The following is a 3965-nucleotide window of genomic DNA, read 5'->3' on the forward strand; positions in this document are numbered from 1 at the left end:
GGCAATGGCAGGCCCAGCGGCACCATGCCATAGGCGGCGGCCTGCTCCACCCGGTCCAAACCCAGGCGGCCGGCCGTGGTCACTTCCGGATGGTGGCGGGCGACGGAAAAGACGAGGTCCGGATCCATCGGGTTGGACGGTTCCGGGGGCAATGTATCCATAGGGCGGGAACTCTACACGGGATGATTTCGCAGGCGCACAATATGCGCCGGAACCGCCCTTTTGCCCAGAGCCTGGGCGGCATGGCTGCTGACAGGGCCACCAGACGAAACGGCCCCGCCAGCATTCGCTGACTGGGCCGTGCCGTTCACTCAAGCCACCACATCAGATGATGCACAGCATACATTACCTTACCAGTTGATGGTAACAGTACCGAAGACCTGACGATCAATCGGACGCGGTTCACCGATCAGGATCTGATCACGATTGAAGTTCGACCCGGACACCGCCAGCGTGACATTGCTGGCGACGGCATAGGCAATGCGACCGCTCAGCCCCATGTAGGACGGGGAACGCGAGATACGATTGCCTGTCGGCGGGTCGAACTGCTTGGTTGCGGCCACCGCGTTCAAATACAGATCACCTTCCCACTTACCGGCAGTAAATCCGATGGAAGCATTCCCCATGGACGGGATGTTGGTGTTCTTGTAGTCGATGTTAGTGGTGTACCCGGTGCCGGTGACCGGGTTGACCGACTTGTTGATATTCAGGAAGTCGTGTGTGTCCAACCACGTATAGTTCAAGCCCCAGCGCCAGGTGGTATCGATCTTGCCCTTCAGGGCCAGTTCAACACCCTTCACTTGGCTGTCGCCGATCGGAGCCGTAATCGAGTAGTTACGGCCATCTAGCCCCACCTTCCGACCACCCACACCTGACCCCACAGTACGGATCAGATTGTCCGTCTTCGTGTAGAAGAGATTGGCGGAAGCCGTGGCATCAATGAACGGCAGATTGCGGTTCACACTCAGCTCATAGCTGCGGACAACTGCAGGCTTCAGATAAGGATTGCCGTTATTGTTGAAGATATTGATCAGATTAGGATACTGGATGCCCCGGGCGTTGGAGAAACGCAGATTGGTGTCTTCATCCAGCGTATAGGACAACGCGGCATTATACCCGAACACATTGTTGGTCTGCGAGTAATCGTCCTTGGTCCAGGGCATGTTCCGCGAGAAACCATCCTTGCGATTGGTGCGCAGCACGTCCAGACGGGCAGCCGTCGCCAATGACAGGCTGTCGGTGATCTGCCACATCCAACTCACCGAACTAGCATAGAGGTAGTAACCGGCTTCGAACTCCAGCGCCGTGGCACCGTTGCGGTTCTCGGTGTCATAGTCGGTGCTGCGCGCTTCCAGCGAGATGCGGAAACTGTTTTCGGCATCCAGCTTGAACAAGTGTTCGACCTGACCAACGATGTTGTCATTCACCCGATAGGCATCGCGCGGGCCGCCCCATGAACCGTTGCGGGTGATATAGAACTGGCCTTTGGTGGAGCCGAAATCACTGTCAGCAGCGAAATAGACTTTGCCGCTCTGGATCGACCAATAGGGCGTGCCAGTGATAATGGCGCGCGTACCCTGAGGCGTAGTAACATTGAAGGAACTGACGCGCATATAGGTTTCAGCGCGGGTATGGGTCAACTCGACACCAGCCTGGAAGCCGGGGGCCACCTGAAATAGCCCGTCGGCACCGAAATATTCACGGAACGGTTTACCATAATCAAAGCCCCGACGAGAATATTGCCGCAGATCATTGGCATCGCGCCGCTCGGCCTTGAAGCCGTTGGCCTCTACCAGATTGGTGGACAGCCGCAACCCGCCCCAGTCACCGAACTTCACCGACTTTACCGCCGACAGTTCCTTGCGACCCTGAGTGCCCACGGTGATGTCCGCCGTGTTGATGTTATCCATCAACGGGTTGTAAGTAATGATATTGATCACGCCAGATACTGCGTTGAAGCCGAACAGGGCCGTATTGGGGCCTCGCACGATCTCGATCTGTCGGATTTCCGGCAGCGTGATGGGCAGGGCGGCCCAGACAACGTAGCCCTGGTGATCGACATAGACCTGACGGCCATTGACCATCACCAACAGGCGGTTGGAACCGGTCTGGTTATAGCCACGCACACCCACATCGCCGTCCATGATGGACGCGCGCTGGATATCCACACCCTCGACACGGGCCATCAGTTCAATCAGGTCGCGCACGCCGGACCGGCGGATATCGTCCTGCGTCAGGATGGTCATGGTTGTCGGCGCAACAGAGGCGCGCTGCGGGATGCCCAGCGCCGATGTCGTCACCGGTTCGCCGAACATGGCTTCATATTGCGTGTAGTCCAGCGACTGCGCCGCAGTCATCTGGGTGAAAGCGGCCAGCGACACAGTGGTCAGCGCAGCCAAAGCGATCTTCTTGATCATCTTTGAATCTCGTCTTGGATCGTTCCGGGAAGGGGCTTTCGGCCAGCCTCAAAGTTCCTTGACCATCACCAGGAAGGAGTTTTGGAAGGAAACACCGGTGACATCGGCCGCCTTGCGGCTGACATAGATCTGCACCTTCGGTTCGGTCTCGATCGCCAGAACGCACTGAGCTGCTTCTGCGCAGCCCTTTTCCGTGCTTGCGGTGAACACTTTTGACCCGGCGAGAGGGGTGGCCTTGGCACCGGCACCCGAGGTCACCAGCCATAGCTTGGCCTTGGCGGCATCAGCGTCAGTGGCGGGAACGGCCTTGCCCTTCAAGACGACCTTGCCGATCTGCAAACCATTGCCCAGCAGCGCCACCAGTTCAGCCTTCTCCGCCTCAGAGGCGGCATTGCCCGGAACGTACACAATTGCGGTTTCGATCTCTCCCGCTGGACCGTCAATAGCGAACGACAGCGCGCGCGCCAGGATTTCCAGGTACTTCTGCGTGGGGGCGGCCTGAGTCGGAAGACCTGACCCACTCACAACCGCGAACGCTAGCGCCCCTGCCAGCATTTGCTTCAACTTCATATTGCACACCCCATTTTGCGTGAACCAAGTCTTTGCGCGAACCGTAACCCGAGAACCATTCGGCGCCTGACTGACACCGGTTACCATCTCGGGTCAAGCTAGCGCAAGCCCCACCTTTTTTAGGCGAACTATCAGCTGATAAGCTAAAAGGAAATAAAAAATGAGAATTTAAGTATAATACACTTCTGCATCCGGAACTACTCAAGCCATTAAAGACATCACTTTAGGTTCCAAACCCATAAACGACTCATGATATTGAGCTAACATATGCATGTACACATAACTAAATACAAAATTAATATATAAAATGGCAAAATTTCAACACTGTTAGTTTCCATTTTTTTCCATTAATTTTCCAATTCCAAGGCAGTACAAACTTGATTGCAATATGTTCTGTTACGCCAACAATGCGCCGTTTTAAGTCCATAGAATTCATCTATATGGACTTGATGGAACAAAGTGGTGTGGCAAAACAGACACGATAGTGAAAGAAAACACCCCCTCAAGCAGCTGCAAGGTCCTTGAGTACGAGAAAGGATAAATCTTGGCGTCGACAAGGGCGTGGTCGCGGTGGCTCCTGTCCATCTACCGGGCGAAGGAGAAGACGACATCGTCGGCGTTGAAATCACGGGTGAGCGTGAACAGTGTCGACCGGTGCCATTTCACCCCCTGACGCAAGGTAAAGATGATACTCCGCCGCTCATCGGCCAGTTCCCAGCCTGTAGCCAACTGTGGCTCAAGCTCCAGGGTTCCCCGTTTTACATTGACCAGCTTTTCATAGATCTGCTGGGCAATGTCGTAGGAATTGCCGGAGGTGGAATATTGCGGGTTCAAACTGTCTGGGGCCGCTTCGGCGCAATGCACCAGGGTCTTGGCCTTTCCGGTGCCCGCGCCCAGCGCCAGCAGCACTCCCACCCGCAGAAGCCGTGACCGGAACCCCATCATACCCCCCACCCCGACCGAACCCCTGCCAGATCA

The 3965-nt window shown here is 56.0% G+C and carries 3 protein-coding genes; all 3 read right to left on the reverse strand.

Annotation, left to right across the window (positions count from 1 at the left end):
• Window positions 1–350: 350 nt before the first annotated feature.
• Window positions 351–2417, reverse strand: a complete 2067-nt coding sequence (locus Q0072_RS02620) for a TonB-dependent siderophore receptor (RefSeq protein WP_298325325.1) — start codon at window positions 2415–2417, stop codon at window positions 351–353.
• Window positions 2418–2465: 48 nt separating this feature from the next.
• Window positions 2466–2987 (reverse strand): hypothetical protein, encoded by a 522-nt coding sequence (locus Q0072_RS02625; RefSeq protein WP_298325328.1) that lies wholly within the window; start codon window positions 2985–2987, stop codon window positions 2466–2468.
• A gap of 585 nt (window positions 2988–3572) precedes the next feature.
• Complete coding sequence (locus Q0072_RS02630; RefSeq protein ID WP_298325332.1) at window positions 3573–3932, reverse strand: ABC transporter substrate-binding protein; 360 nt, start codon at window positions 3930–3932, stop codon at window positions 3573–3575.
• Window positions 3933–3965: the final 33 nt, after the last annotated feature.

This window comes from Asticcacaulis sp. (assembly GCF_027484505.1).
Classification (GTDB): Bacteria; Pseudomonadota; Alphaproteobacteria; order Caulobacterales; family Caulobacteraceae; genus Asticcacaulis.

Bases quoted from the DNA above. Each gene is read 5' to 3' on its own strand.
- Q0072_RS02625 (WP_298325328.1), bottom strand. From the start codon at position 2,987: ATGAAGTTGAAGCAAATGCTGGCAGGGGCGCTAGCGTTCGCGGTTGTG.
- Q0072_RS02630 (WP_298325332.1), bottom strand. From the start codon at position 3,932: ATGATGGGGTTCCGGTCACGGCTTCTGCGGGTGGGAGTGCTGCTGGCG.
- Q0072_RS02620 (WP_298325325.1), bottom strand. From the start codon at position 2,417: ATGATCAAGAAGATCGCTTTGGCTGCGCTGACCACTGTGTCGCTGGCC.